Origin of the sequence: Pseudomonas sp. NPDC089406 (genome assembly GCF_044900265.1) — a bacterium.
Classification (GTDB): domain Bacteria; phylum Pseudomonadota; class Gammaproteobacteria; order Pseudomonadales; family Pseudomonadaceae; genus Aquipseudomonas; species Aquipseudomonas fakonensis.
On the sequence record NZ_JBJDNC010000016.1, the window covers coordinates 88,150 to 113,652 of the forward strand.

Sequence of the window (25,503 nt, forward strand, 5' to 3'; positions counted from 1 at the left end):
CGGGCGGCGGCCTTCTGCCGGGCAGGGTCAAAGCTCGTCGTCCTGCACCAGGCGAAAGTAGCCGGCTTGCAGGCGGCTGTAGTCCTTAAGGGCCAGGCCCTCGAGGTCCTTGACGCCGACTTCGGCAAGCGAGGCGAACAGGTTCAGTTCGCGCTGCTCGTCGTCCTTGGCGCCGCCCGCCTGGGCGTTGCGGATGTCACGCACGGTGGGGGCGCGCAGCGACAGGCTGTCGACCTGCACGCCGTTGGCCTCGCTGGGCCGCGACAGGCGCACGGTGACGCGCTCGGCGTCGAGGTTCAGCCACTGCGGAAGCTTTTTCGCTTGAGCCATGTGCAGCCTCCTTACAAGCCCAGGGCGGCGCGCTGGGCGGCCAGTTGGTCGGTGCCGTCAATCACCCGCTTCATGCCAATGGCGTCGATCTCGTAGATCAGGCGGCCGTCGACTTCCAGCTTGTAGTAGGTGACGCTGATGCCGTGCTTGATCTCGGCCTTGTCGCCGGACTTCCAGTCGCCCATGTCGATTTCTTTAAGGGTGCCGCGCAGGGTCACCACCACCGGGTTGATCTGGCCCTTGAGGCCCTTGAAGGCGCCGCGGAAGGTGCCGTTGAAGCCGTTGCCGTCGGCCAGGCCGAAGAACTTCAGCGCCTCGCGGCGCACGCCGGTGGTGGTGAAGGCGGCTTCTTGCTTTTCCATGCCCTGGTCCATCTCGACCGGCATGTCCATGCCGCCTGGGCGGTACTCTTCCATTTTCAGGGTGAGCTTGGGCAGGGTCAGGCTGGGCACGTCGCCCTGGAAGCTCACGCCATCGACGAACAGGTTCAGGTTGGCCAGTGTTTCGGGAATCATTGCCATGTAAATGCGCTCCTTAAGCGGCGGAATCGAGGACTTCGGTCAGCCACTGGTTGGTGACTTCGACGCGGAAATTGGGGTTTTCGGCAGGGGGTACGTCGGTGAAGCGGATGTTCCAGTACACCTTGCCCTGCTCCAGCTGGCTGGCGGTGTTCAGCTCGGGGTCGGCATAGACCTCGAAGTTGATGATCGCGCCCTGGTTCTTCAGGTCGCGCATGAAGGCCTGCAGGCCTTCGGTGACGTCCTTCACATAGGTGGCGGTGATGGAGCGGTCGACGGCCCACTTGTGGCCGTAGAGGATCGCGTCCATGACGATGTCCATGGTGCGCACGCGGGTGACGAAGGCCCATTTCGGGTCGCTGGACAGGGTGCGGTTGCCCCACAGGCGGAAGCCGTCGTCACGAATGATGGTGGCGATGTTGGCGTTGTTCAGCAGGTTGGCGCGGCAGGTGTCGTCGCCATCGAGGAACTCCACCGCACGGCTGGTGCCGGTGATGCCGACGAACTCCTTGTTCGAAGGCGAGGCCCAGAAGCCGTATTCACGGTCGGTCCAGGCGAACAGGCCGGCCACCCAGGCCGAGCCCGGCGCGTCCACCGTGGCCGCTTCGTCGTTGTCCCAGTAGCGCACGCCCGGGTCGACCAGGAACGCGCGCTTGGCGCCGAAGTTGCCGGCGTAGGCGATGGCCGCCTCGTCGGTGGTGTTGGGGCCGTCGATGATGGCGATGGCGCGCAGCTTGTCGGCCAGGGCCACCAGCGCGGTGCCGACGGCGTCGGTGGCACTGTGTTTCGGGGTGACCAGCAGGCGTGGCTGGGCGTTGAAACGGCTCTTGCCGTCCAGCAGCGCCTGCAGGCCGGTACGCTTGCCGTCGGCCTGCACGGTGCCGATGATCGCCGCGGTTTGTTCGGCCGCATCGCTGAGCTTGGCCACGCCGCAGGCGACGATGACCGCCTTGGCGCGGGTGTAGATGGCGCGGCAGGCCTTGGTGATGGCCGCATCCTGGCCGAACGCCGCGACCGCTTCGCGCTCGCTGGTGATCAGCACCAGGTCGCCTGCCTTGGCGGTGGCGCCAGCGCCTTCGGTGAAGGTGTCCACCAGGCCGATGATCGAGGAAGACGGCAGCGCGATGCTGCGGGCACCGGTGTCGACGTTGGTCACTGTGACGCCGTGGAAGAATCCACTCATAGGGGTTTTGCTCCAGATTCAGATATGAAAAGGCCCCGCGAGTGCGGGGCCTTGGGGGAGGAGGTACTGCAAATCGGGAAATCGGGACCGCGTAGCGGCCTCGAAATGAAGTGATATCAGGTTTGAGCGGTGGTAATCGCTATTGAGGATGGTCGCCGGTTTCTGGCCAAGGATGCTCTTGCTGAATTTCGGTGAAGCGCTGCAACCCTCTTAGTCGCGCATGCTCGGCATTGTCGGTGTTACCTAAAACGACCTCTCGGTTCGCCTCACTGAAATAGCGGTCAGAGCCAGTCAGGGGGTCGGCATAGGCACTAAGGCGCGCAGCTTCGACGGCTCCACGAGTTGGTCCGGCGATCGCAGGGGCATCAACAAGGATTGGCATTCCGTCAGCCGCATGGGAGCGCACCATGCCTGGAGGCGGGTTAGCGATCACATCGCGGTAGATCACTTCGGAAATGGCCACTGCATCCGTCGGGATTTGCTCGCCATGGATCGAAGGCAGGTAAGTACATCCTGTGGAAGGACTGTAATAGCGTTGCATGTCATTTCCCTTCAGTTGCCGATTGCGAGCCAGTAGGCGCCCATGGTTCCGCCGTTCGAGCCATCATGGATCAACGCCGCACCGGTTTTGCTCGGGCTGGCGAAGTACCAGGAACTCGTGCCGCCAGAAACCGGCGCGGTTCGGTTGCCCGCACACAGCCCAGCCAGGAACGCATTTGGAAAAGCCATTGGAAAAGCCAAATTGGTGGTGGTATCAGCTGCCGACGGGACAACCATGCCCCATTGGAAAATCAGGCCGCCTAGCCATACCGGGAAGACGACGTAGCCGTTCTCCGCAAGACTGATGGAGAAGCCCAGACGTAGGCGGCGCAGGCTAAACCACTTGCTGCCTTGGGCGGAGCCAGCGGTTACTTCTGCCTCACTGATTTCGCCTTGCAGGGCAAAGTCCTGAACAGCTTTGTCGTTGACAGCCAGATTATCTGCACGGCTCATTTTTCACTCCCTGCATTTACTAGGAATGTCGGCTGCACGGGACGCGCCGACGAGTCAGGAAAATTGACGCTTTGTGGCCAGTCCCTCAGAACCTGGACATATGCCAGTAACTCGGTGAATTGCTCGCCGGTCAGGGTGGTAGCAACTCCTAGCTCCAACTGGTCGCGGTGGCGGTCACGGGGCCCGACTAGGTCGGCAAGCTCGGCGTCACGCCAAGCGCGCTCAACGGCCGCGTCCTGCTCAGGACTTACCTGTATGAGATCCGGGCTGTCATCGGACAGCCATTCTTCTGCATATCCGGGCTGCTGGTTGGCATATACCCCGATGATTACGCCATTGGCGTTGCGTTGAACGAAGGGCATGTAGCCTCCTTAACTGATTTCGGTATAACCGAGCGTAACGACCCCATAGAAGCCTGTGCTTCCGGAATATTGAAGTGCAATGGCACCCGTCGCATCGCTCAATACCTCCAGCGCAACCGAGCCCATGTCATACTCAGCGGTATTCATACCCAACCCGCCATTCCATGCCGCCAAAGTTGCCACACTGTTAGAGTAAGCAAAGTACTTTGTGGCATTCATCGGGGTGTCCGTTGAGTGCGCGTAAAAGTTAGCTGCAGTCCCAGTGAAACCTGCCTGGATGCTTGCAAGCACCCTCACGCCAGTCGGTACCGACAGAACGATTGGCAACGTTGACTCGCCGAGCGATAGCGTCCCCGCAGCATCCTTTATCGGTGTTGCCCACCAGAACTTACGCCCCGCGTTGATGAACGGGATAATCAGGCCACTTGCATCCGTCTTGAGAGCGCCCAGACGCCGAACAAGGTCGTAACCCGCTGGTACTGCCGGCAGGGTGGAATTCAAGGAGAACAACAGATCGGCCTGGCTGTTCGAGATCTTGCGGAGTACGAACAGGTGATACCAGCTATTCGCCGCTCGAGTACCGGTGTCGAGCTTGTTACCGCCGGACTCGGCTGACCAAACTCCGGCCGCTTGTAGCACGCCACTCATAACAGCGCCCAGTTCGACCGGAGTGCCCGAGCCACGCGTAAGACCGGGGTGCACGTCGATAGTGGTGGTCGGCGTCGCCGCATTCACTGCCATGCCGAATCCAGTCCGATAGTCTTTCGGCACAGCTACTGCGACTTGGGCGGCCAACGCGGCAACATCGATGTTTCCTTGGTTGACCGGCGCGTTCCAGGCCTTGATGCACCACATCACAGAAAGGTTTCTCGGCCGGGTTTCCGAGGCGGTGCGCGGCACGCCATTTACGCCATCGGTGACAGCCTGAACTACCGAGCCTCCGGTTGGATATAAGCTACCATCCAGCAGCGCGGTACCACCGGTAGCGTTGCCGGTAACAATCCCCAATCCACCGTTGGTATTGCCGGCGCGAATGTTGTGGAAATGACCTTGGAAAGCATCATCCTGACTCGATCCAAGCGCTCGACCGGCATCCACATTCCGCCCATGAGCCCAGCCTCGCAGAAACTCCCCACGAGTGTCCGGCAAGCGGAAGAACCCTGCCCCTTCATCGCCCTTGTCGAACGCCCCGCCCAAATACGCCGCCAGATCGGGATAGGTCGCAGCGCTGTGCGCACGGCCATCGACCTCCAGAAACCCTGCAGGCACAGCATCGCGCGGGAACGGCAACATGGTCCCCACCGGCAACGCCGAGGCGGTTTTCATCAGTGCCTGCACTTCAGCCTTGGTATAGCTGTCCGCCGACTGAAACGCACTGAACGCTAGAATCTCCACCGAATCACCAAACGCACAAGCCGTACGGAAGATGATCTTCTGCCCATCAGCCTGGTAGTCGGTCACCTCACGCCCGTTGCGCAGCACGATGGTGCTGCCAATGGTGTGCGGCACATTGAAGGTGGTCTGCCCTACCGAAGCTTCGAACGAGAAGCGCTCGAACGCCTTGCCGGCGCCAACGCCGCCACCGAGCTGGAAGTAGGTGCCGTCGTAGTTCAGGTCGTACAAGGCGCCAGCGCGGATATCACCGGCCACCAGGTCGATCAGGCCGGCGCTGCCGGCCTTTTTCACGGCCACAGCGGCCAGGCTGTTGATGCGCGCGGTCACGGCGCCGGTGTTGCTGGCGCTGGCCTGGAACTGGAAGCGCTGGCCGGCGGCGTAGGCCGCAAGCGCCGCTTCGCTGCTCTTGAGCTTGAGCACCAGGGCATCGCCGGTGCCGGTGGCGGCGCCCAGCCAGGCCAGTTGGCCGGCGTCCTTGGCCACATCGGCGCGGCGCAGGTACTGCGGGTGCGGGTCGGCGGCTTCGACGTGCGCCTTGATCTGGTTGCGGGCATACAGCTCGGCCGCTTCGCGCGCCTTGTCGGCGTAGTCGCGGGTGGCCAGCACAATGCTCGGGTCGATCTTCAGGGTGACGTTGGCCAGGTTGCCGAACACCACGTGCATGCGGATGGTCTGGGTACGCCCGGAGCCCTGCGCCAGCAGCGGCTTGTAGCTCGGCGCGGGCATGGCCACGGCGATGAAGTTGCCGCTGGCGTCCTCCAGTGCCAGCTCGCGGATCCACCAGCCGCCGATCTCGGGCGGCAGCACCAGCTCGGCCACCAGCACGTTGGGGTCGGCGGGCGACGGGTACAGCGCGTTCAACTGCGCCCGGTACACCTGGCGCACCAGCGCGCTCTGGGTCGGTTTGGGGGTGGGGTCGGGGGTTTGCGAAGGGTCGCCGCCGGCATCGCCGATCAGCATGTGGGTGATGTTCCAGGGCAGTCCCAGCGCGGCGGTATTGGCCTGCTGGGCGGTGCCGACGTTGGTCAGGAACCCACCGAATTGAGTGGTTGAGTTAGCCATTGAGGTAGATGTCCAGTATGTCCAGTGTGTGGTCGTTCAGCCGTTGGCTGGCGGCCAGGTGCACGTCGATGTCCGCCGCCTCCCAGGGGAATACCTCGAGCAGTTCGCCATCGCTGACCACCAGCGCCTGGTAGGCCGGCAGCAGGCTTTCGAGGCTGATGTCCAGGCCGATCAGGTGGCGGCTGACGGGGCGTGCGTCCTCGATCAGGCGGCTCAGTTCCTGGTAGGTGTTTTCGTCGATGCCGGCGTTTTCCACCCCCACTTTCAGGGCGAAGGTGCCGGGCACCCCGAGCGGGTCGAGCTGCCACCATTCGCGCACCTCGATCAGGTAGCCGAACGGCTCGACCACCCGGCGCAAGGCGCCGAGGGTGCCCTTGTGGGCATGCACGTAGAACGCCGAGCGGATCACCGAGCGCTTGATCGCCTCGCTCCAGTTATCGTCCCAGCGGTCCACCGACCAGGCCCAGGCCAGTTGGTACAGCAGGTGCGCCGGGCAGCTGTCGGGGTTGTAGAGGGTGCGCAGGCCGGCCTTGAGGTCCTCGTCGGCGGCCACTTCCAGGGCGCGTTCCAGGGGTGTGCGGTTGAGCGGCAGGAGGCTTTGCATGTCAGCCTCCGCGGGCAAGGTCGAAGCCGGTGCACCAGGCGGCCTGGGCCTTGCTCGGTTGCAGGTCGGCCCAGCCGATCAGCTCGACCCGGCTGACGCCGTCGATGTGCAGCAGCGCATCGATGCCCGAGCGGGCCACCTCGACGCCCAAGCGCCGGCGCGGGTTGACCGAGGCCTGCAGGCGCCGGCGGCACTCGGCCAGAATGGCCTCGTATTCCGGGCCGTCGCCAGCCATGTGCAGCACCGCATCGATGCGGTACGGCAGAATCTCGGCGCTGCGCACCTGCACCCGGTCAGCCACCGGGCGGATATCGTCATCGTTGAGGTAAGCCGCCACCTCGGCGACCAGTTCGGCGCTGGCGCTGCCATCGCCGTCCAGGCTCAGCACGGTGACATCCACCACCGCCGGCGACGGGCTTTCGGCGGTGGCGTCGGCCACCTGCCCGGAGGCGTTGCGGGCATGCAGGATGTAGCTGTTGCGCGGGCCGGCGGTGGTCAGGCCCTCGTAGACCAGTTGCACCCGTTCGCGCAGGGCGTCGTCCTGCTCCAGCAGGGCCTCGACCGGCGGTGTGGCGGTGAGGTCTTCGGCCTGGATCAGCAGGCGTTGCAGGCCGACGTTGGCGGCCAGTTGCTCGAGGTCGCTGCCTTCGGCGTAGGCCAGCAGCAGCGCCTTGGCCGCATCGTTGATGCGCGCCCGGTTGAGCAGCTTGCGGTAGGCGCCGACTTCCAGCAGCTTGGTCACCGGGTCGCTTTCCAGGTTGGCGTTCCAGCTGTCGCCCAGTTGCGTGCGGAAGGTATCCAGGTCCTGCTGGTAGAGTTCCTCGAAGTCGAGGTCTTCGAGCAGTTGCGGCGCGGGCAGTTTCGACAAGTCGACCTGGCTCATACGCTCACCTCCACCAGCATGTCGTCACCCAGGTAACGGCCGTTGAGGGCCAGGCTGACCTGGCCGTCGAGCACCGCCACCACTTTCACCCGCTCCAGCGCCAGGCGCGGCTCCCAACGCCCGAGGGCGCGGGCCACTTCGGCCTGCACGGCGCTCTTCCAGCCTTCGTTGACCGGCAGGTCGATGTAGCGGCGCAGCTGGCTGCCATAGTCGGGGCGCATGCGCCGGCTGCCGAGGGGGGTGGTGAGGATGTCTTCGATGGATTGGCGCAGGTGGGCAATGCCGCTCAAGGGTTGCCCGGTACGGCGGTCCATGCCGATCAAGGGGCACCTCCCGACGCGGGCGCACCCCGTTCGTGGGTATGCATAGCGTTCTCCTGTGATGCGAGGGTTGGCCCGGGCCGCGTTGCGGCCGTTTGCCAGCCCCCGCCTCTATTGCAGCGAGGGATGGGACGCGGCCGTGGCCGCGCTCAGGTCGCTCTCAGGCGATCGCTCGGGGCTCTGGGCCCTGGCATGGTTCAAGGTGCCGCAACGCGGGCACTTGATTTGCAGCTCGGTCAGCACGCCCATGCGGGCAAGCAGTCGCGAGCAGGTGCCGCAACGAAAATCCTTGAGCATCGCGGGCTCCTGCCTAGTGCTTGTGGTTGGCGGTGTTGCCGGCGGTATCGATGATCCGCCCGCCGCCATTGATGTCGCCGCTGACGGTGAGCGGGCCGTTGACCGCCACCTGGCCGGCCAGGGTGATGGTTGAAGCTTCGACCGTGACCGAGGGCGCCTTCAGGGTGATGGCGCCGTCGTTCACCTCCAGCACACTGCCGGCCACGCTGATGGTGGCGTTGCCGGCGGGCAACTGGATGGCGTAGCGCCCGGCCTGCCAGTCGTAGCTCAGCGAGCCGCCATCGTCGAAATGCCAGGCTTCGACATGGTCGCGGTTGTCCGGCGGGTTGCCGGCATTGCCGTACAGCCCCGGCACGAAGGTGCCCTGGGCCGGCTCGCCGCTGGGGCTGACCAGCACGCCCTGCTCGTCCAGGCTCGGCGCCCGCCAGTGCCGGGCCTTGCCGGCGGCCAGCGCATGCCAGCGCACCCAGGCGCTGGTCCAGCCGCCGCCGTCGGACACCCGCACCCGGGCGGCGGCCAAGTCCACCGCCACCACCCGGCACGGGATCACCAGGGCGGCCAGCATGCGGTCGTGCATGGCACTGGCGTAGCTCATGCCAGGTCCTCCGGGCTGATGTAGCGGTTTTCGTTGCCGGTACCGGTATCCGGGTCGAAGCCCAGCATCAGGCTGCCCGGCGGTTGGTCCGGCCATTCCCAGCGCGGCTCGCCCAGCAACACCGGCTGCTCCCAGCGCACCTTCCATTGCGCGCCCTGGTACTGCGCCTGCACGTTGCGGGTCGCCTCGACGAACTCCAGGCCCCACAGCTGCTGGCGCAACAGGTCCATCAGTTGCGCGGCCAGCTCGCTGCCCTGCAGCCGGGCATCGCTGCTGGCAGCGTCGGGGGTGATATCGGCCTCGAAGGTGACCGCCAGTACCGAGCGGCCATCCCGGGGCGCGGCGTCGGCGACCATGCTGACGATGCCGTGGCGCAGGGCGGGTAATGCAGGGCTGTTTCCTACAGTTGAATCAGCGTCTACCGACGCCAAATCCGGCATCGCCTCACGAATGGTGGCGGTGAGGGTTGCCTGTAAGCTGGCCAGTTGGCTCATGCATCCTCCTTCCATTGCTCATTGCCGCCGGCCGGCTCGCGCAGGCCCAGGCGGCGGGCCGCCCAGCGTTCGTAAAGGTTGATGGCGACGTCGGCGCCGGCCATGGCGGTGAGGCAACCAAAGGCCGCAGCGCTCCAGATCGACATACCGGTGGCATACAGCAGCATGACCGTCGATACCCCGCAGGCCATGCAGGCCCCGGAGCGCAGCGCCAACCGCCGGATCAGCGCCCAGCCCCGGGCGCCGGCCTTGTCGGCGCGCCACATCTCACCAGACAAACCGCCCAGCAATGCCAGGACGATCACCAGCCAGAGCGGCATTTCCAGCAACGTCTGTTGCTCGTTCGTCACTGTCCTGTCTCCTGTGTGATGCCCGCCGGCGACATGCCGGCGGTGCGTGTGGGTTGTGTGCATATGAATGAACGTGGCATTCCAAAGGGCCCGGTTCGCCAGGCCCTGCAGTAATGCGTTGTCCAACCGCCGGCCACGACTGGTGACGCCGTGCGGTTGCGCTTCAAATTGGTGACTCCGACCGCGGCCGCCTGCCCGCCGGATAACTGTTTCTGGTGCTTTACGCTGCACACCCGGGCCAGTTGCCAACCCTCTGAACAGTCGAGGCCTGTTCATCGCTGCCTGTGTAACAACCGGTTGCTGACCGGCTTGAGACACAGGTTATGCATTGATGCATATGCAGTCAATGCATTTGTTCAAGTTTTTATGCTCGGGAATTTGCTGAAATGCATGAAGTCCATGCATGACGTGGCTTGTAGGGCTTTTCTGAGGACGAAAAAAAACCCGCCGGGGCGGGTTTCCTTTACGCAAGAGCGGTCAGCGGGCGTACATGCCCCACCAGAACACATGGCCGAGCAGGCTGATCTGCTCATCCTGCATCTGCTGGAAGCTGTAGTCCTCGTCGGGGTGCTCGTCGCGGTTGAAGCTGCGCAGGCGAATGCCGGTGGGCAGGCGGTACACCTGCTTCACCCGCAGCTGGCCGTTGTGGTTGATGGCGTAGAGGTCGCCGTCGATGATGTCGCCCACCGTGCACTTGCCGGTGTTCACCCCCACCGTGGCGCCGTCGCGCAGTACCGGCAGCATGCTGTTGCCGCGCACGGTCACGCACTTGGCGTTGTCGAACTGCACGCCGTTGTGGCGCAGGCTGCGCTTGCCGAAGCGCAAGCGGGCATGCTCGCTCTCTTCGATGACGAATCTTCCTGATCCTGCTGCCAACTCGACCTCACGAAGAAAGGGTACGGACACCTCGTCGTCCTCGACGGGGGTTTCATCATCCCACAAGCTGATGTCGTTCAGCGCCGAATGGGCTGGCGTGAACGCCGCGGCTTCGCGCGACTCGCCAAGCTCGGCGCGGCCGCGCAACTGGTCGGTGCTGATGCCGAAATACTCGGCAATGCGCGACACGTGCTTGTCGGACGGGTCGACGATTTTCTCGCTGAGAATGCGCGACAGCGTGGATTGCGGAACGCCCGTGCGCCGGTGCAGCTCTGTCGGGGACAGGCCGTGGCGGTCGAGCAGCGCTTTGAGTACGGAGGCTACGTTGCGTTTTTGCATAGCGTGCATAATGCATCCCAGCCAGGGGGAATGCAATCACTCGGTGCTTGTTGCCGTCACCTGGTGTGGGTATCGTCGCCGCGCGGCTCTTCTTCATATAGACAGGGAATGGAACACCGACATGGACTTCACCCCCCAGCGCCGCTGGCCACGCCAGTTACTCATGTGGCTGCTGATACTGCTGGCACTGGTCTTTGACTTCAACCTGCAGGACCTGCCCAGCAGCGAACGCCCGCGGCGCGTGTTCACCCGTGGCTTCGTCGTGGTATGCGTGGTCGTGGTGGTGATCGAGCTGATCCTGCTCAACCAGTTCTACCGCTGATGCGCATATTTGCCCCAGCCAAGGCGCCTGCAACGGGCAGTAAAAGCCTGTACCATTAGCGGTTTCGCAACAGCCACCAGATCCCGCTTCAAGGCCCCGAATGTCCGATCTCTCCGCACACACCCCGATGATGCAGCAGTACTGGAAGCTGAAAAACCAGCACCCGGACCAGCTGATGTTCTACCGCATGGGCGACTTCTACGAGATCTTCTACGAAGATGCGAAGAAGGCCGCGAAACTGCTGGATATCACCCTGACCGCCCGCGGGCAGTCGGCGGGGCAGTCCATCCCCATGTGCGGGATCCCCTTCCATTCGCTCGAGGGCTACCTGGCCAAGCTGGTCAAGCTCGGCGAGTCGGTGGTCATCTGCGAGCAGATCGGCGACCCGGCCACCAGCAAGGGGCCGGTGGAGCGCCAGGTGGTGCGCATCATCACCCCGGGTACCATCAGCGACGAGGCGCTGCTGGACGAGCGCCGCGACAACCTGATCGCCGCCCTGCTGGGTGACGAGCGCCTGTTCGGCCTGGCGGTGCTGGATATCACCAGCGGCAACTTCACCGTGCAGGAGATCAAGGGCTGGGAAAACCTGCTGGCGGAGCTTGAGCGAATCAACCCGGTGGAGCTGCTGATCCCGGATGACTGGCCACAGGGCCTGCCAGCCGAGAAGCGCCCCGGCGCCCGCCGCCGCGCGCCCTGGGACTTCGACCGCGATTCGGCGCGCAAGAGCCTGTGCCAGCAGTTCGCCACCCAAGACCTCAAAGGCTTTGGCTGCGACAAGCTGACCCTGGCCATCGGCGCCGCAGGTTGCTTGCTCGGTTACGCCAAGGAGACCCAGCGCACCTCGCTGCCGCACCTGCGCAGCCTGCGCCATGAGCGCATGGATGACACGGTCATCCTCGACGCCGCCAGCCGCCGCAACCTGGAGTTGGACATCAACCTGGCCGGCGGGCGCGACAACACCCTGCAGTCGGTGGTCGACCGCTGCCAGACCGCCATGGCCAGCCGCCTGCTGACCCGCTGGCTGAACCGCCCGCTGCGCGACCTCAAGGTGCTCACCGCACGCCAGGGCTCCATCCGCTGCCTGCTCGACGGCTACCGTTTCGAAAAGCTGCAGCCGCAGCTCAAGGAAATCGGCGACATCGAGCGCATTCTGGCGCGCATCGGCCTGCGTAACGCCCGCCCGCGCGACCTGGCGCGCCTGCGTGACGCCCTCGGTGCCCTGCCCGAGCTGCAAAACGCGATGGCCGAGCTGGAAGCGCCGCACCTGGCGCGCCTGGCCGCCATCACCGGCACCTACCCGGAGCTGGCCGGCCTGCTGGAGCGGGCGATCATCGACAACCCGCCGGCGGTGATCCGCGATGGCGGCGTGCTCAAGACCGGCTACGACAGCGAGCTGGACGAGTTGCTGGCGATGAGCGAGAACGCCGGCCAGTTCCTCATCGACCTCGAAGCCCGCGAAAAGGCCCGCACCGGCCTTGCCAACCTCAAGGTCGGCTACAACCGCGTGCACGGCTACTTCATCGAGCTGCCGACCAAGCAGGCCGAGCAGGCCCCGGGCGACTATATTCGCCGCCAGACCCTCAAGGGCGCCGAGCGCTTCATCACCCCGGAGCTCAAAGCCTTCGAAGACAAGGCACTGTCGGCCAAAAGCCGCGCCCTGGCCCGCGAAAAGATGCTCTACGACGCGCTGCTCGAGACCCTCATCGGCCACCTGGCGCCGCTGCAGGACAGCGCCGCGGCCCTCGCCGAGCTGGACGTGCTGAGCAACCTGGCAGAACGTGCGCTTAACCTGGACCTGAACTGCCCAAGCTTTGTCGAAGAGCCGTGCCTACGCATCGAGCAAGGCCGCCACCCGGTGGTCGAGCAGGTGCTGACCACGCCGTTCGTGGCCAACGACCTGGGCCTGGACGACAGCACACGCATGCTGATCATCACCGGCCCGAACATGGGCGGTAAGTCCACCTACATGCGCCAGACCGCACTGATCGTGCTGCTGGCGCATATCGGCAGCTTCGTGCCGGCGGCCAGTTGCGAACTGTCGCTGGTCGACCGTATCTTCACCCGCATCGGCTCCAGCGACGACCTGGCCGGCGGGCGCTCGACCTTCATGGTCGAGATGAGCGAAACCGCGAACATTCTGCACAACGCCACCGACCGCAGCCTGGTGCTGATGGACGAAGTGGGCCGCGGCACCAGCACCTTCGACGGCCTGTCGCTGGCCTGGGCTGCCGCCGAGCGCCTGGCCCAGCTGCGCGCCTATACCCTGTTCGCCACTCACTACTTCGAGCTGACCGTGCTGCCGGAGAGCGAACCGCTGGTGGCCAACGTGCACCTGAACGCCACCGAGCACAACGAGCGCATCGTGTTCCTGCACCATGTGCTGCCGGGCCCGGCCAGCCAGAGCTACGGCCTGGCCGTGGCCCAGCTGGCCGGCGTGCCGGGGCCGGTGATCCAACGTGCCCGCGAACACCTGGGCCGGCTGGAGACCGCCAGCCTGCCCCATGACGCGCCACTTGCCAGCAAGAGCAAGGACGAGCCAAGCGTGCCACACCAAAGCGACCTGTTCGCCAGCCTGCCACACCCGGCCATCGAGAAGCTGGGCAAGCTGCAACTGGACGACATGACGCCGCGCCAAGCTATCGAAATGCTATATCAACTAAAGAACCTGTTATAACGACCACCCGCGCAAGCTGGTAGAATCCGGCGCGGTTTGCGAGTGCTGCAGGTTATTAGCCTGGCCTGCAGCCACACCATCGTGAGCCGCGCTGCCCTGGACGGAAGGGCAAGCTGCCGTCGCCTGAGGAGAGAATTAGAAATGACCTTCGTCGTCACCGACAACTGCATCAAATGCAAGTACACCGACTGCGTGGAAGTCTGCCCGGTGGACTGCTTCTACGAAGGCCCGAACTTCCTGGTGATTCACCCGGACGAGTGCATCGACTGTGCGCTGTGCGAGCCTGAGTGCCCGGCCCAGGCCATCTTCTCGGAAGACGAGATCCCGGCTGGCATGGAGAACTTCATCGAGCTCAACGCCGAGCTTGCGGAAATCTGGCCGAACATCACCGAGAAGAAAGACGCCCTGGCGGACGCCGAAGAGTGGGACGGCAAGACTGGCAAGATCGCCGACCTGGAGCGCTGAGTTCCAGGCACGAAAAAGGCCCGCAACGGGCCTTTTTTCATTTCTGCCAGGCAAAAAAAAGGGGCGGTTTGACCCGCCCACATTTTTTCCGTAGTCCCTGTATATCCCACTCATCGTCCTGATGAATCGCCTCTTGCGATGTCCTTGGCCGTCATCCGTGATGGCCTGTGTCTGTCCGTTGACACAGTTCGAATACTAGCGATTTCCGGGCGGTGGGCAAGGGGTGAATTTTTCAGGAAGTTTCCACAGACACATTCAGAAAAGTCGTAAAAAACCTTTGGTTTCAATTGCTTAAAAATTTAAAGGCGTTGAAAACGACTTTTATTTACCGCTCCTGTCACGGTTCTCCTACAGCACGAGTAAGTAAATGCTTACACGCCATGCAACGAGGGTAGATAAGTAAACAACCCGGTAGGCACAAACAAAAACGCCCCGAGGTCATCGGGGCGTCTTGCGCGGCCTGGCGTACGCTTACTGGAACAGCGACTCGCTGGACAGGCCGTTCTTCTCGAGGATCTCGCGCAGACGCTTGAGGCCCTCTACCTGGATTTGCCGCACCCGCTCACGGGTCAGGCCGATTTCCAGGCCAACGTCTTCCAGGGTGCTGCTTTCGTGCCCGCGCAGGCCGAAGCGGCGTACCACCACCTCACGCTGCTTGTCGGTCAGCTCGCCCAGCCACTGGTCGATGCTCTGCGACAGGTCGTCGTCCTGCAACAGCTCACAAGGGTCGGTGGGGCGATCGTCGGTGAGGGTATCGAGCAGGGTCTTGTCCGAGTCAGGGCCGAGCGAGACATCCACCGACGATACCCGCTCGTTCAGGCCGAGCATGCGCTTGACCTCGGCCACTGGTTTTTCCAGCAGGCTGGCGATTTCTTCAGGCGATGGCTCGTGGTCGAGCTTTTGCGTCAGCTCCCGCGCGGCACGCAGGTAGACGTTGAGCTCCTTGACCACGTGGATCGGCAGGCGAATGGTGCGGGTCTGGTTCATGATCGCCCGCTCGATGGTCTGGCGGATCCACCAGGTGGCGTAGGTCGAGAAGCGGAAGCCACGCTCGGGGTCGAACTTCTCCACCGCACGAATCAGGCCCAGGTTGCCTTCCTCGATCAAGTCGAGCAGCGACAGGCCACGATTGACGTAACGGCGGGCGATCTTGACCACCAGGCGCAGGTTGCTTTCGATCATGCGCTTGCGACCGGCCGGGTCGCCTTTTTGCGAGAGACGCGCGAAATGCACTTCTTCCTCTGGCGAAAGCAGGGGCGAGAAGCCGATTTCGTTGAGATACAGCTGGGTGGCATCGAGCGCCCGGCTGTAATCGATATATTTGTGCTGCTTGAGCGAGGCGCCCTGTTTCGACTTGGTCCGAACCGACGGTACAGCAGGTTCGTCTGACACCACATCCGTTTCCAAAACGATGCCGGTCTCCATCAAGAGCAGGTCATCGTCGATGTCAAACTCCGGCACTTCTTTACTGAGAGCCATTGTTATAGTCCTTTGCTGAGTTCGAACTCAGACTCGAGCGTCACCTTTCCGTGGTAGCGCTGGAGCCTGTCCCCTCTACATCCAAGGAACAGGCCGGAACAATGGTCAGCGGCGTGGCAAGAACTGGAGCGGATCGACGGGTTTGCCCTGGCGGCGAATCTCGAAATGCAGCTTCACCCGATCAGTGCCCGTGGACCCCATCTCTGCGATTGTCTGCCCTGCCTTGACCTGCTGCCCCTCCCGAACCAACAGCCTGCGGTTGTGACCGTAGGCACTGACGTAGGTATCGCTGTGTTTGATGATGATCAGCTCGCCGTAGCCCCGCAAGCCACTCCCGGCGTAAACCACTGCTCCATCAGACGCGGCAAAAACAGGCTGTCCCAAATCACCGGCGATATCAATGCCTTTATTCAAACTACCGTTTGAAGCAAATTTTCCAATCAACACGCCGTTTGCCGGCCACGTCCAGCCGCCTACGGCGCGCTCTGCAGCCGGGACCTGGGCAACCGTTTGCGAGGACGTCGAAGGCGCCACTGTGGCAGTTTTGCCACTGCCGGATGCTGGCGCGGTAGTGGCAATTGGCCGACGAATGACCGTCGTCTTGCTGGATGAAGAAGGGCTGGAAACCACCGTCGTGCTGCCACCGGCAGCGCTGCTGAAACGGATGGCCTGACCGGGACGGATGGTGTAAGGCGCCGGGATGTTGTTGCGCGCTGCCAGCTCCTTGTAGTCCCAGCCATAACGGAAGGCGATGGAGAACAAAGTGTCGCCCGGCTTGACCACGTACTGCCCAGAGGTGACGGTCGGGCGCTTGGGCGCCGCATTGTTGCGGTCGACCACCCGCGCGCCGCTGGAGCCTGTGCTCGAGCAGCCGGCCAACAGGGTTCCCATGGCAAGCGCAATCACCAGAAGCTTCAAAACCGAACGATCCTTGCGCTGCCGAACGACTGTGTGACCCACCCGCGCTCCCCTCATGGTGCCGAAAAAGACGATTTGAAATGCAATATTGTTGCAATTATAACCGAGGCGCCTGCCGAGCAGGGCTCAGTATGTGCCGCAATGGCGCAGGCCTCGCCGAATAGACAGGCCCGGCCCCCAGGAATTCGTCGCCCGCACAAATATTCCGGCGCTTGCCTCAGGCCAGCGGGCCACCCAGCAATGGCACGAAGCGCACCGCACCGAGCACCCGGCGCGAGAAGCCGTGTTCTTCACGCACGATCAGCATCAGTTGCTGCGCCTCCCCTGCCGGGCCCACCGGGATGACCATGCGCCCGCCGGGCGCCAGCTGGTCGAGCAAAGCCTGGGGCACCTCGGGCGCCACCGCAGTGACGATGATGGCGTTGTACGGCGCCAGCGCCGGCCAGCCCTCGCAGCCGTCGCCCCAGCGGAATACCACGTTGCGCAGGTTGAGTTCGAGCAGGCGCTCCTTGGCGCGGTCCTGCAGCACCTTGATGCGTTCCACCGAGAACACCCGCTCCACCAGCTGGGCGAGGATCGCGGTCTGGTAACCGGAGCCGGTACCGATCTCCAGCACCTTGTCCAGCGGGCCGGCCTCGAGCAACAGCTCGCTCATGTGCGCGACCATGAACGGCTGCGAGATGGTCTGGTTGTGGCCGATCGGCAGCGCGGTGTCTTCGTAGGCGCGATGGGCCAGGGCCTCGTCGACGAACAGGTGGCGCGGGGTGCGGCGAATCGCCTCGAGCACCTTGGCGTTGGACACGCCCTCCTCGTACAGCCGCTGGATCAGCCGCTCCCGGGTGCGCTGGGAGGTCATGCCAATTCCGTGGCGCATCAGATCGTCCTGCTCGCGCATCAGAGCACGCCCTCCAGCCAGCCCTCGAAACGCTCGAAGGCGTCGTTGAAGGTGCGGTCCAGCTGCAACGGCGTGATCGACACGTAGCCTTGCATCACGGCATGGAAGTCGGTGCCCGGGCCGCCGTCCTCGGCGTCACCGGCCACGGCGATCCAGTAACCTTCCTTGCCCCGCGGGTTGACCACCTTGTGCGGCGCGGCGGCGCGGGCACGGTGGCCCAGGCGGGTCAGCTGGATGCCACGGATGTGCTCCAGCGGCAGGTTGGGGATGTTGATGTTCAGCACCGTACGCGGCGGCAACTCCAGGCGCGCCTGCGCCTCGACCAGGCGGCGGGCGATATGGGCGGCGGCCGGCAGGTTGTCGGGCTGGCGCGACACCAGCGAGAACGCCTGTGACGTACCGCCGAGAAAGCGCCCTTCGAGCGCAGCGGCCACGGTGCCGGAATACAGCACGTCGTCACCCAGGTTGGCGCCCAGGTTGATACCCGACACCACCATGTCGGGGGTGTGCGGCAACAGGCCGTTGACCCCCAGGTGCACGCAGTCGGTGGGGGTGCCGTTAAGGCTGATGAAGCCGTTGGCGAGCGTCTGCGGGTGCAGCGGCCGGTCGAGGGTCAGCGAGCTGCCGGCACCGCTCTTGTCTTGATCCGGGGCAATTACCGCGCACTCGGCATAATCCGCCAGCGCAGCATGCAGCGCGGCGAGGCCGGGTGCGGTAACACCGTCGTCATTCGAAATCAGAATACGCATGGGCTGTCCGTCTGCCCTGCCGGCACCAGATCGACGAGTTCGCGCACCACCACGGTGGCGAAGCATCCGGCCGGAAGGACGAATTCCAGTTGCAGGATATCAGGCTCGGGATAATGCCATGTAAGCCGCCCAATAGGGAGCCGCAGAATACGCCGTTCGTGCGTCATGCCCGCGCGCGCCAGCCATTGGCACAGCTGCGGGTGGCGCGCACCGACTGCGTTCTCCAGGGCCTGGGGGCTGCCGCTGCCCGGCGCCTCGCCCTCGCCCCACATCGGGCCGGTGGGGTGCAGGTCGAGAATCGCCAGGCGCGGGTCGCGGCATTCGGCCTCGCCTGCGGCAAAGAAACTGCGGCTGTCGGTGAAGGCCAGCAGGTCGCCCACCTGTGCTTGCTGCCAGCTGCCATCGGCCACCCGCGCGGCCAGCACCTGGTTGAACAGGTAGCTGCGCCCGGCCGACAGCAGCCGCGAGCGCACGTTGCGCTGCTCGGGCAGGGCCTGGCGCGCGGCCCAGTCCTGGGCGTCGTGGACGTTGCCGCCGGCATGGCCGAAGCGCTGGGCACCAAAATAGTTGGGTACGCCCTGGGCCTTGAGCTGTTCAAGGCGCGCATCGAGTGCCGCGTGTTCGGCGGTCAGACCGGTCAGACGCAAGGTGAAGCCGTTGGCCGAGTGGGCACCGCGTTGCAGCTTGCGCGAATGGCGCACCTGCTTGAGCACGCGCAAGGTCTCATCCTCGGCACGGGTCAGGTCCGGGTCGGCCTTGCCCGGCAGGTGCAGGCTGAACCACTGGCGGGTCAGGGCCTGGCGGTCCTTGAGGCCCGCGTAGCTGATGGCGCGTACCGGCACACCGGCAGCGCGGGCCAGGCGGCGGGCGGCCTCTTCGGTATTGAGGTCGCGTTTTTCAACCCACAGCCACAGGTGCTCGCCCTGCCCCGACAACGGGATATCGAGCACTTCATCAACCTGGAAGTCCTCGGCCACGGCCTTCAATACGGCGCTACCCAGGGCCTCGCCCGAGGCCCGTGGCCCCAGCAGTTCCAGTTCGGTCATACGGGCAGCAACAGGGCGACGGCGTGCACGGCGATCCCTTCCTCGCGGCCGGTGAAGCCGAGCTTTTCTTCGGTGGTGGCCTTGACGTTGACCTGGTCGAGTTCGACCTGCAGGTCTTCGGCGATGCGCTGGCGCATGGTTTCGATGTGCGGGGCCATCTTCGGCGCCTGGGCGACGATGGTGGCGTCGACGTTGCCGACCTTCCAGCCCTTGCCGCGCACCACACCCAGCACATGGCGCAGCAGCACGCGGCTGTCGGCGCCCTTGAACTGCGGGTCGGTGTCGGGGAAGTGCTTGCCGATGTCACCCAGCGCCGCAGCGCCGAGCAGGGCATCGCTGACGGCGTGCAGCAGCACGTCGCCGTCGGAGTGGGCCAGCAGGCCGTATTTGTGGGGGATACGCACCCCGCCCAGGGTAATGAAATCACCGTCGGCAAAACGGTGCACATCGTAGCCGTGGCCAATACGCATAGAAAAACGCCCTGATTGAGTCAGGGCGTGATTCTACCTGCTTTCATGCAGTATTGGGGCTGCTGTGCAGCCCTTCGCGGGTGAACCCGCCCCCACAGGGAACGCTGCAAGCCGAAGCTTGCAGATATCCTGTGGGAGCAGGTTTACCCGCGAAAAAGCCGACACCGTGCTGGCAGGTCAAACCCGGCCAAGTGCCACTGCATGGTGGCGCAGGTGCTCATCGATGAAGCTGGCGATGAAGTAGTAGCTGTGGTCATAGCCTGGCTGCAGGCGCAGGGTCAGCTCGTGCCCACCCTTGCGCGCGGCCTGTTCCAGCGCCTGCGGCTTGAGCTGCTTTTCCAGGAAGTCGTCACGATCACCCTGGTCCACCAGCAGCGGCGGGCAATGCTCGGCCTCGGCCAGCAACACGCTGGCATCCCACTCGCGCCAGCGCGCACGGTCTTCGCCCAGGTAGCGGCTGAAGGCCTTCTCGCCCCACGGGCAGTCCATGGGGTTGCTGATCGGCGAGAACGCCGACACCGAGCGGTAACGCCCCGGGTTGCGCAGGGCGCACACCAGCGCGCCGTGCCCGCCCATGGAGTGGCCGCTGATGCTGCGCTGGTCGCTGGCCGGGAAGTGCGCCTCGATCAGTGCCGGCAGCTCCTGCACCACGTAGTCATGCATGCGGTAGTGCTGGGCCCAGGGCTGCTGGGTGGCGTTCAGGTAGAACCCGGCGCCCAGGCCGAAGTCCCACGCGCCATCCGGGTCGCCTGGCACCTGCTCGCCACGCGGGCTGGTGTCGGGGGCGACGATGATCAGCCCAAGCTCGGCGGCCAGGCGCTGGGCGCCGGCCTTTTGCATGAAGTTCTCGTCGGTGCAGGTCAGCCCCGACAGCCAGTACAGCACCGGCAGTTTCTCGCCCTGCTCGGCCTGGGGCGGCAGGTACACGGCGAACACCATGTCGCAGCCAAGCACCTTGGAGCTGTGCCGGTAGCGCTTGTGCCAGCCGCCGAAGCTCTTCTGGCAGGAGATGTTTTCCAGCGTCATGGCAGCGGGCCTCAGAAGTGGATGACGCTACGAATGCTCTTGCCTTCGTGCATCAGGTCGAAGGCCTTGTTGATGTCTTCCAGGCCCATGGTGTGGGTGATGAAGGTGTCCAGCGGGATCTCGCCCTTCTCGGCCATCTCGACGTAGCTCGGCAGCTCGCTGCGGCCACGCACGCCACCAAAGGCCGAACCGCGCCAGACGCGGCCGGTCACCAGCTGGAACGGACGGGTGGCGATTTCCTGGCCGGCACCGGCCACGCCGATGATCACCGACTCGCCCCAACCCTTGTGGCAGCACTCCAGTGCCGCGCGCATCAGTTGCACGTTGCCGATGCACTCGAAGGAGAAGTCCACGCCGCCGTCGGTGAGGTCGACGATCACTTCCTGGATCGGGCGGTCGTATTCCTTCGGGTTGATGCAGTCGGTGGCGCCCAGCTGGCGGGCGATCTCGAACTTGGCCGGGTTGATGTCGATGGCGATGATGCGCGAGGCCTTGGCCTTGACTGCACCGATGATGGCCGACAGGCCAATGCCGCCCAGGCCGAAGATGGCCACGGTGTCACCGGGCTTGACCTTAGCGGTGTTGATCACCGCGCCAATGCCGGTGGTGACGCCGCAACCGAGCAGGCAGACCTTCTCCAGCGGGGCTTCTTTCTGGATCTTGGCCACGGAGATTTCCGGCAGCACGGTGTACTCGGAGAAGGTCGAGGTGCCCATGTAGTGGAACAGCTGCTGGCCTTTGTAGCTGAAGCGGGTGGTGCCGTCCGGCATCAGGCCCTTGCCCTGGGTGGCGCGGATGGCCTGGCACAGGTTGGTCTTGCCCGACAGGCAGAATTTGCACTTGCCGCACTCTGGGGTGTACAGCGGGATCACGTGGTCGCCCACGGCCACCGAGGTGACGCCCTCGCCGACCGCTTCGACGATGGCACCGCCTTCGTGGCCGAGGATCGACGGGAAGATGCCTTCCGGGTCAGCGCCCGACAGGGTGTAGGCGTCGGTGTGGCAAACGCCCGAGGCGACGACGCGCAGCAGCACTTCGCCGGCTTTGGGCATGGCCACGTCGACCTCGACGATTTCCAGGGGTTTCTTGGCTTCGAAGGCTACGGCAGCGCGGGACTTGATCATCGAGTGTCTCCAGACAAGGTGTCGATTTCAGTCCAGCAGTGTAATTCATGCTCTTTTGATGAATAATCCGGCCAGTTAAAAAACATTATTGCCGCACAGGGATAATCCATGAGCAACCGCTGGGAAGGCATCGATGAGTTCGTCGCCGTGGCCGAGTCGGGCCAGTTCACGGCGGCGGCCGAGCGCCTGGGGGTTTCCTCGTCGCACATCAGCCGGCAGATCGCCCGCCTGGAAGAGCGCCTGCAAACCCGCCTTTTGTACCGCAGTACCCGGCGGGTGACCCTGAGCGAAGCCGGGCAGACCTTTTTGCAGCACTGCCAACGCCTGCAGGATGGCCGCGAAGAGGCGCTGCGGGCCATGGGCGATCTGGCCAGCGAGCCCAAGGGCCTGCTGCGCATGACCTGCGCGGTGGCCTATGGCGAGCGCTTCATCGTGCCGCTGGTAACGCGCTTCATGGCGCAGTACCCGCAGTTGCGGGTGGAAGTGGAGCTGAGCAACCGCACCCTAGACCTGCTGCACGAAGGCATGGACCTGGCAATCCGCCTGGGCCGCCTGCAGGACTCACGGCTGGTGGCCACACGCCTGGCGCCCCGGCGCATGTACCTGTGCGCCTCGCCTGCTTATCTTGAGCGCTATGGGCGGCCCCACAGCCTGTCGGAGCTGGCCCGGCACAACTGCCTGGTGGGTAGCTCGGACTTGTGGGCCTTGCAGCAGGATGGCCGCGAGATCAGCCAGCGGGTGCAGGGCAACTGGCGCTGCAACAGCGGCCAGGCGGTGCTGGATGCGGCGTTGCAGGGAATGGGGTTGTGCCAGTTGCCGGATTACTACGTGCTGGAGCACCTGCACAGCGGTGCGCTGGTGTCGTTGCTGGAGGGGCATCAGCCGCCTAATACGGCAGTGTGGGCGCTGTATCCGCAGCAGCGGCACCTGTCGCCGAAGGTGCGGCGCTTGGTGGATTACATGAAGGAAGAGCTGGCGGGGTTGCCGGAGTATCGGCAGGGCTGAAGAACTGCACTGTCATCACTGGCCTCTTCGCGGGCAAGCCCGCTCCCACAGGACTGCATCGAGCTTGAAACTCACGGCCCCTGTAGGAGCCGGCTTGCCGGCGATAGGGCCGGCACAGGCGCACGGCTGAAGAACTGTACGGTTATTGCTGGCCTCTTCGCGGGTAAACCCGCTCCCACAGGGATCGCACAGGCCTTCAGGTTTGCACTGTACCTGTGGGAGCGGGTTCACCCGCGAAAGAGCCGGAGTAGGAAATTCAGCGCCGTCCCGCCCACCGCTGACGCAACCACTCCAGGTCTTCCGGGCGGGTCACCTTGATGTTGTCGCTGCGCCCCTCCACCAGCCGTGGCGCGTGCCCGGCCCATTCGATGGCGGAGGATTCATCGGTCACCGCCACATCCGACACCAGGCACTCGGCCAGCGCCCGGTGCAGCATGCCCAAACGGAACATCTGCGGCGTGTAGGCCTGCCACACGGTGCTGCGGTCGATGGTGGCGCTCACCCGGCCATCGGCACCGGCACGCTTGAGGGTGTCGCGGGCCGGTACCGCCAGCAGGCCACCCACCGGGTCATCGGCAAGCTCCGCCAGCAAACGGTCCAGGTCACTGCGCGCCAGGTTCGGCCTGGCGGCATCGTGCACCAGCACCCAATCGTCGTCGGCAGCGCCCTGGGCGTGCAGCAACAGCAGCGCACTGAGCACCGAATCGGCCCGCTCGCGGCCACCCGGGGCACGCTGGATGCGCGAGTCATGGGCGCAGCGCAGGCCGGGCCAGTACGGGTCTTCATCGGCAATGCTGACCACCACGCCCTTGAGCGCGGGGTGGCCTAGAAAACAGTCGAGGCTATGCTCGAGGATGGTCTGCCCGCCCAGCATCAGATACTGCTTGGGGCGGTCGGCAGCCATGCGGGCACCAACGCCCGCAGCAGGAATCACGGCCCAGAAGGCCGGTAACGGATGGGTCATTTTTGTGGCAGCTGGTAGAGGGTTTCGCCTTCCTTGACCATCCCCAGTTCATGACGAGCCCGCTCTTCCACGGTCTCCATACCTTTCTTCAGCTCCAGTACTTCGGCATCGAGCACGCGATTGCGCTCCAGCAGCCGCTCGTTCTCGGCGTGCTGTTCGTCAATCTGCTGCTTGAGTTCGGCCACTTGCGCCAGGCTGCCATTACCGACCCAAAGGCGGTATTGCAGGCCGCCGAGCAGCAGGAGCAGGACGAGGAACAACCAATAGGGACTGCGCATGAAGATATCCAGGTATAAAGGCCGCCGCAGCGAGCTTCCGATAGCACGAAGCCTGGCCGAGGCCAGGCTTCGTCGACAGAAACCCGTGGGAAACGCCTGAACGTTCAGTACGAACGTGCAGGCTGCCCCGGCTGCTGCCTTTTTACCATCTCTTGCTTAGCCGCGAAACTCGGCACGGCCGCGGTAAACGGCTTTGGCGCCCAGTTGCTCTTCGATGCGCAGCAGTTGGTTGTACTTGCTGACGCGGTCGGAACGGCACAGCGAACCGGTCTTGATCTGGCCGGCAGCGGTACCCACGGCCAGGTCGGCGATGGTGGAGTCTTCGGTTTCACCGGAACGGTGCGAGATCACCGCGGTGTAGCCGGCAGCCTTGGCCATCTGGATGGCTTCGAGGGTTTCGGTCAGCGAGCCGATCTGGTTGAACTTGATCAGGATCGAGTTACCGATGCCCTTCTCGATGCCTTCTTTCAGGATTTTGGTGTTGGTAACGAACAGGTCGTCGCCCACCAGCTGGACTTTCTCGCCGATCTTGTCGGTGAGGATTTTCCAGCCAGCCCAGTCGGACTCGTCCAGGCCGTCTTCGATCGAGATGATCGGGAAGCGCTCGGTCAGGCCTTTGAGGTAGTCGGCAAAACCTTCGGCGTCGAACGACTTGCCTTCACCGGACAGGTTGTACTTGCCGTCTTCGTAGAACTCGGAAGCGGCGCAGTCCAGGGCCAGGGTCACGTCGGTACCCAGCTTGTAGCCGGCTTTGTCGCAGGCTTCGGCGATGGCCGCCAGGGCGTCTTCGTTGGAAGCCAGGTTAGGCGCGAAGCCACCTTCGTCACCCACGGCGGTGTTCAGGCCACGGGCCTTCAGTACAGCCTTGAGGTGGTGGAAGATCTCGGTGCCCATGCGCAGGCCGTCGGAGAAGGTCTTGGCGCCAACCGGCTGCACCATGAACTCTTGGATGTCGACGTTGTTGTCGGCGTGCTCGCCGCCGTTGATGATGTTCATCATCGGCACCGGCATCGAGTACTGGCCCGGGGTGCCATTCAGGTTGGCGATGTGCGCGTACAGCGGCAGGTCCTGGTCCTGGGCGGCAGCTTTGGCAGCAGCCAGGGAGACGGCCAGGATGGCGTTGGCGCCCAGCTTGGCCTTGTTCTCGGTACCGTCCAGTTCGATCATGGCGCGGTCCAGGGCTTTCTGGTCCGATGGGTCCTTGCCCAGCAGCAGTTCGCGGATCGGGCCATTGATGTTGCCGACGGCCTTCAGCACGCCTTTGCCCAGGTAACGGCTCTTGTCGCCATCACGCAGCTCCAGCGCTTCGCGCGAGCCAGTGGAAGCACCCGACGGCGCGCAGGCGCTGCCGATGATGCCGTTGTCGAGCAGTACGTCGGCTTCCACGGTGGGGTTGCCACGGGAATCGAGAACTTCACGACCTTTGATGTCGACGATCTTTGCCATTGTTGTAAGCACTCCAGAATTGACGAAACTAACGCAACTTT

Annotated in this window: 30 protein-coding genes; 4 read left to right on the forward strand and 26 right to left on the reverse strand. The window is 64.3% G+C overall.

What is annotated here, in order from left to right; all coding sequences use genetic code 11:
- Window positions 1-27: 27 nt before the first annotated feature.
- The 15 genes from ACI2KK_RS13570 to ACI2KK_RS13640 all read right to left on the reverse strand — a co-directional run bounded on the left by ACI2KK_RS13570 (window position 28) and on the right by ACI2KK_RS13640 (window position 10,601).
- A complete protein-coding gene (locus tag ACI2KK_RS13570; RefSeq protein ID WP_404669259.1) occupies window positions 28-330 on the reverse strand; it encodes a phage tail assembly protein in 303 nt (100 codons plus the stop codon).
- Between the two features lie 11 nt (window positions 331-341).
- Window positions 342-851, reverse strand: a complete 510-nt coding sequence (locus ACI2KK_RS13575; protein ID WP_369987757.1) for a phage major tail tube protein — start codon at window positions 849-851, stop codon at window positions 342-344.
- A 13-nt stretch (window positions 852-864) separates the two neighbouring features.
- Window positions 865-2,031, reverse strand: coding sequence for a phage tail sheath family protein (locus tag ACI2KK_RS13580; protein ID WP_217839930.1), 1,167 nt, complete (start codon window positions 2,029-2,031; stop codon window positions 865-867).
- Window positions 2,032-2,170: 139 nt separating this feature from the next.
- A complete protein-coding gene (locus tag ACI2KK_RS13585) occupies window positions 2,171-2,572 on the reverse strand; it encodes a hypothetical protein (RefSeq protein ID WP_404669260.1) in 402 nt (133 codons plus the stop codon).
- Between the two features lie 11 nt (window positions 2,573-2,583).
- Window positions 2,584-3,024, reverse strand: a complete 441-nt coding sequence (locus ACI2KK_RS13590) for a gp53-like domain-containing protein (protein ID WP_404669261.1) — start codon at window positions 3,022-3,024, stop codon at window positions 2,584-2,586.
- Window positions 3,021-3,386, reverse strand: a complete 366-nt coding sequence (locus tag ACI2KK_RS13595; RefSeq protein ID WP_404669262.1) for a phage tail assembly chaperone — start codon at window positions 3,384-3,386, stop codon at window positions 3,021-3,023. Before ACI2KK_RS13595 ends, ACI2KK_RS13590 begins: the two co-directional genes overlap by 4 nt.
- A 9-nt stretch (window positions 3,387-3,395) precedes the next feature.
- A complete protein-coding gene (locus ACI2KK_RS13600) occupies window positions 3,396-5,843 on the reverse strand; it encodes a phage tail protein (protein WP_404669263.1) in 2,448 nt (815 codons plus the stop codon).
- The gene (locus ACI2KK_RS13605) at window positions 5,836-6,447 is read right to left on the reverse strand and encodes a phage tail protein I (protein WP_369987761.1); all 612 of its coding nucleotides are present in this window, start codon (window positions 6,445-6,447) and stop codon (window positions 5,836-5,838) included. Before ACI2KK_RS13605 ends, ACI2KK_RS13600 begins: the two co-directional genes overlap by 8 nt.
- 1 nt (window position 6,448) lies before the next feature.
- A complete protein-coding gene (locus tag ACI2KK_RS13610) occupies window positions 6,449-7,330 on the reverse strand; it encodes a baseplate J/gp47 family protein (protein ID WP_404669264.1) in 882 nt (293 codons plus the stop codon).
- Complete coding sequence (locus ACI2KK_RS13615; RefSeq protein ID WP_217886161.1) at window positions 7,327-7,653, reverse strand: GPW/gp25 family protein; 327 nt, start codon at window positions 7,651-7,653, stop codon at window positions 7,327-7,329. The genes ACI2KK_RS13610 and ACI2KK_RS13615 overlap by 4 nt, the downstream gene beginning before the upstream one ends.
- 108 nt (window positions 7,654-7,761) lie before the next feature.
- Window positions 7,762-7,947 (reverse strand): Com family DNA-binding transcriptional regulator, encoded by a 186-nt coding sequence (locus ACI2KK_RS13620; protein ID WP_369987763.1) that lies wholly within the window; start codon window positions 7,945-7,947, stop codon window positions 7,762-7,764.
- A 13-nt stretch (window positions 7,948-7,960) separates the two neighbouring features.
- Window positions 7,961-8,542: a phage baseplate assembly protein V gene (locus ACI2KK_RS13625; RefSeq protein ID WP_369987764.1), complete on the reverse strand. Its 582-nt coding sequence runs from the start codon at window positions 8,540-8,542 to the stop codon at window positions 7,961-7,963.
- On the reverse strand, window positions 8,539-9,036 hold the full coding sequence (locus ACI2KK_RS13630) for a hypothetical protein (RefSeq protein ID WP_404669265.1): 498 nt from the start codon (window positions 9,034-9,036) through the stop codon (window positions 8,539-8,541). Before ACI2KK_RS13630 ends, ACI2KK_RS13625 begins: the two co-directional genes overlap by 4 nt.
- Window positions 9,033-9,386 carry a phage holin family protein gene (locus tag ACI2KK_RS13635; RefSeq protein WP_404669266.1) on the reverse strand — a complete coding sequence of 118 codons (354 nt, stop codon included), beginning with the start codon at window positions 9,384-9,386 and terminating at the stop codon, window positions 9,033-9,035. Before ACI2KK_RS13635 ends, ACI2KK_RS13630 begins: the two co-directional genes overlap by 4 nt.
- Window positions 9,387-9,863: 477 nt before the next feature.
- Entirely contained in the window at window positions 9,864-10,601 is a 738-nt protein-coding gene (locus ACI2KK_RS13640) for a helix-turn-helix transcriptional regulator (protein WP_404669267.1), read from the reverse strand.
- A 121-nt stretch (window positions 10,602-10,722) separates the two neighbouring features.
- Between ACI2KK_RS13640 and ACI2KK_RS13645 the strand changes: the two genes are divergently transcribed.
- The 3 genes from ACI2KK_RS13645 (at window position 10,723) to fdxA (ending at window position 14,062) form a co-directional block, all read left to right on the forward strand.
- Window positions 10,723-10,923 carry a hypothetical protein gene (locus tag ACI2KK_RS13645; protein WP_404669268.1) on the forward strand — a complete coding sequence of 67 codons (201 nt, stop codon included), beginning with the start codon at window positions 10,723-10,725 and terminating at the stop codon, window positions 10,921-10,923.
- Window positions 10,924-11,023: 100 nt separating this feature from the next.
- On the forward strand, window positions 11,024-13,597 hold the full coding sequence (gene mutS, locus ACI2KK_RS13650) for a DNA mismatch repair protein MutS (protein ID WP_404669269.1): 2,574 nt from the start codon (window positions 11,024-11,026) through the stop codon (window positions 13,595-13,597).
- Between the two features lie 141 nt (window positions 13,598-13,738).
- Window positions 13,739-14,062 carry a ferredoxin FdxA gene (gene fdxA / locus ACI2KK_RS13655; RefSeq protein WP_217839942.1) on the forward strand — a complete coding sequence of 108 codons (324 nt, stop codon included), beginning with the start codon at window positions 13,739-13,741 and terminating at the stop codon, window positions 14,060-14,062.
- 471 nt (window positions 14,063-14,533) lie between these two features.
- Here the strand turns inward: fdxA and rpoS are convergent, their stop codons facing one another.
- From rpoS to ACI2KK_RS13695, 8 genes are all read right to left on the reverse strand, one after another.
- Complete coding sequence (gene rpoS / locus ACI2KK_RS13660; RefSeq protein ID WP_011535249.1) at window positions 14,534-15,541, reverse strand: RNA polymerase sigma factor RpoS; 1,008 nt, start codon at window positions 15,539-15,541, stop codon at window positions 14,534-14,536.
- 105 nt (window positions 15,542-15,646) lie between these two features.
- Window positions 15,647-16,501, reverse strand: coding sequence for a peptidoglycan DD-metalloendopeptidase family protein (locus tag ACI2KK_RS13665; protein WP_404669270.1), 855 nt, complete (start codon window positions 16,499-16,501; stop codon window positions 15,647-15,649).
- 175 nt (window positions 16,502-16,676) lie between these two features.
- Window positions 16,677-17,315, reverse strand: coding sequence for a protein-L-isoaspartate(D-aspartate) O-methyltransferase (locus ACI2KK_RS13670; protein ID WP_217888792.1), 639 nt, complete (start codon window positions 17,313-17,315; stop codon window positions 16,677-16,679).
- A gap of 38 nt (window positions 17,316-17,353) precedes the next feature.
- The gene (gene surE / locus ACI2KK_RS13675) at window positions 17,354-18,103 is read right to left on the reverse strand and encodes a 5'/3'-nucleotidase SurE (protein WP_404669271.1); all 750 of its coding nucleotides are present in this window, start codon (window positions 18,101-18,103) and stop codon (window positions 17,354-17,356) included.
- Window positions 18,091-19,149 carry a tRNA pseudouridine(13) synthase TruD gene (gene truD / locus ACI2KK_RS13680; RefSeq protein WP_404669272.1) on the reverse strand — a complete coding sequence of 353 codons (1,059 nt, stop codon included), beginning with the start codon at window positions 19,147-19,149 and terminating at the stop codon, window positions 18,091-18,093. Before truD ends, surE begins: the two co-directional genes overlap by 13 nt.
- Complete coding sequence (ispF, locus tag ACI2KK_RS13685; RefSeq protein ID WP_404669273.1) at window positions 19,146-19,619, reverse strand: 2-C-methyl-D-erythritol 2,4-cyclodiphosphate synthase; 474 nt, start codon at window positions 19,617-19,619, stop codon at window positions 19,146-19,148. The genes truD and ispF overlap by 4 nt, the downstream gene beginning before the upstream one ends.
- A gap of 177 nt (window positions 19,620-19,796) precedes the next feature.
- Window positions 19,797-20,645: an S-formylglutathione hydrolase gene (fghA, locus tag ACI2KK_RS13690; protein WP_404669274.1), complete on the reverse strand. Its 849-nt coding sequence runs from the start codon at window positions 20,643-20,645 to the stop codon at window positions 19,797-19,799.
- An 11-nt stretch (window positions 20,646-20,656) separates the two neighbouring features.
- Window positions 20,657-21,769: an S-(hydroxymethyl)glutathione dehydrogenase/class III alcohol dehydrogenase gene (locus ACI2KK_RS13695; protein WP_217839948.1), complete on the reverse strand. Its 1,113-nt coding sequence runs from the start codon at window positions 21,767-21,769 to the stop codon at window positions 20,657-20,659.
- Between the two features lie 108 nt (window positions 21,770-21,877).
- Between ACI2KK_RS13695 and ACI2KK_RS13700 the strand changes: the two genes are divergently transcribed.
- On the forward strand, window positions 21,878-22,774 hold the full coding sequence (locus tag ACI2KK_RS13700) for a LysR substrate-binding domain-containing protein (RefSeq protein ID WP_404669275.1): 897 nt from the start codon (window positions 21,878-21,880) through the stop codon (window positions 22,772-22,774).
- A 256-nt stretch (window positions 22,775-23,030) separates the two neighbouring features.
- Here the strand turns inward: ACI2KK_RS13700 and ispD are convergent, their stop codons facing one another.
- The 3 genes from ispD to eno all read right to left on the reverse strand — a co-directional run bounded on the left by ispD (window position 23,031) and on the right by eno (window position 25,462).
- Window positions 23,031-23,738, reverse strand: a complete 708-nt coding sequence (ispD, locus tag ACI2KK_RS13705; protein ID WP_404669276.1) for a 2-C-methyl-D-erythritol 4-phosphate cytidylyltransferase — start codon at window positions 23,736-23,738, stop codon at window positions 23,031-23,033.
- Window positions 23,735-24,016 carry a cell division protein FtsB gene (gene ftsB, locus ACI2KK_RS13710; protein WP_217839951.1) on the reverse strand — a complete coding sequence of 94 codons (282 nt, stop codon included), beginning with the start codon at window positions 24,014-24,016 and terminating at the stop codon, window positions 23,735-23,737. Before ftsB ends, ispD begins: the two co-directional genes overlap by 4 nt.
- 156 nt (window positions 24,017-24,172) lie before the next feature.
- Complete coding sequence (eno, locus tag ACI2KK_RS13715; RefSeq protein WP_217886175.1) at window positions 24,173-25,462, reverse strand: phosphopyruvate hydratase; 1,290 nt, start codon at window positions 25,460-25,462, stop codon at window positions 24,173-24,175.
- Window positions 25,463-25,503 lie beyond the last annotated feature (41 nt).